Below are 1,604 nucleotides of genomic sequence, written 5' to 3'. Positions count from 1 at the left end.
GACGCCGGTCAGCCCGGCAATGATCAGGCCTTTTCCCTGCTCGGCTGCGAACGAGTCATGTAAGGCGGTCGAGCCGATCCGCTGCTTCGCGGCGCCCCAAGCGGCGATGCCGAGGCAGATGAGAACCGCAGCGGCCATGATGATCTCGACGGCGATCTTCCCTTCCCGACCGAGCTCCCCGAAGGGCCCCCAGTCAGGGGCGATACCTCCGATGATGTTGTTTATGTCGCCGCTCGCGGCGAGGAACTGGGCCATCGCGCGCTCCTGTCTTGCCATACGTGTGGCCGCCACCCGGGGTTAGGCGGCGGCAAGTGCGCCGTGGGTCATACCACGTTGGAGTGATCGCTACGCGTTTCTTAGCGGGACAAATGAACGGATTTTCGACTGGGTGAGACGTCGTGATCGCCGGGCTCCAGCAGGATCTCCCGATAGGCGTTCAGTCGGCCGCCGAGTCGGCCACGAAAATGCAAAACGGATGTCCGGCGGGGTCGGCATAGACCCGCAGGGGCTCCTCCGGATCGTCTGTGCGGTCGTAGAGCAGCCGGGCACCGAGGGTCAGGGCCCGCTCATGCTGGACGTCGAGCTCCGCGCTCGTTGGCACCGTCAGGTCAAGGTGCAACTGCTGCGGAACCGGGCCCTCGGGCCAGGTCGCTTTCGGCAGCGCAGCGACCTGTTGGAACGCCACCCGCCGGCTCCCGGCATCGTCCTGCAGTACCAGCCAGTCCCGACCTGCGGGATCCGGCTCGCCGGCAGGAGGTGGCTCATCCCCTGGCCGGTATTGCAGGCCGAGCAGTTGACGGTAGAACTCCGCCAGCGTCCTGGGGTGCGTGCAGTCCAGGACCACCTGCCGCAGCCGCGGGAAGGATTGCTTCGCGGTCACCGCGTCCCTCCAACCCAGCTTTGGACCTTCGACCCAATGTCGCCACAACTACCCAACCGAAAATGACGGGTTCGAAGCAAGATCAAGATCTTCCAGAGAGACTGAACCCGTCGATGCCTGCAGCCGGCTTGAGCAATGGTGCGAACACGCGTACAAAGGACGGACTGGCATCAAGCGCACAGCATGCCGGGCCCGGCGAGACACCGAGGGGGCCCATGCGACGGTCGTTGTGGCTCGGTATCGCGCTGGCCGCCGCGCCCGTCATGCTCATTAGCGCGTTAGTTGTCGCCGTCGCGGCGATGGGCAGCCAACCGGCAACCGAAACGGTACAGCCAGGAACGGTGCCGGCTGCTTATGTCGGGCTCATCGAGACTTACGGCAGGACCTGTGCGCCACTGACGCCGGCGCGGCTTGCTGCCCAGCTCTACCAAGAGAGCCAGTTCAGACCGGCGGCGGTGAGTCCGGTCGGGGCTCGGGGAATCGCGCAGTTCATGCCGGCAACATGGCAAGCCCACGGGTTCGACGCGAACGGCGACGGCGCCGCCGATCCGAACGACCCAGAGGACGCGATCCCGGCGGCAGCGGCTTACGACTGCGAGCTGGCCAAGGCCGTGGCCCGAGTACCCGGCGATCTCGTGTCGAACATGCTCGCCGCCTACAACGCGGGACCGTACGCCGTCCTCCAGCACAATGGCATCCCGCCCTTCGAGGAGACGCGGGGTTA

The 1,604-nt window shown here is 66.0% G+C and carries 3 protein-coding genes; 1 reads left to right on the top strand and 2 read right to left on the bottom strand.

Annotated elements, in window-relative coordinates; all coding sequences use genetic code 11:
- Positions 1 to 255 (bottom strand): hypothetical protein (locus tag VGR06_RS17335; protein ID WP_327560116.1); only part of this gene is annotated, 255 nt, incomplete at its 3' end.
- A gap of 181 nt (positions 256 to 436) precedes the next feature.
- A complete protein-coding gene (locus VGR06_RS17330; RefSeq protein WP_327560115.1) occupies positions 437 to 880 on the bottom strand; it encodes a VOC family protein in 444 nt (147 codons plus the stop codon).
- 215 nt (positions 881 to 1,095) lie between these two features.
- Here VGR06_RS17330 and VGR06_RS17325 point away from each other — a divergent pair.
- On the top strand, positions 1,096 to 1,604 hold a 509-nt coding region (locus VGR06_RS17325; protein ID WP_327560114.1), incomplete at its 3' end, for a lytic transglycosylase domain-containing protein.

The sequence above is a fragment of the Actinophytocola sp. genome (genome assembly GCF_036002505.1).
In the GTDB taxonomy this organism is placed as follows: domain Bacteria; phylum Actinomycetota; class Actinomycetes; order Mycobacteriales; family Pseudonocardiaceae; genus DASYTH01.
This window is presented reverse-complemented; position numbering and strand designations above follow the sequence as displayed.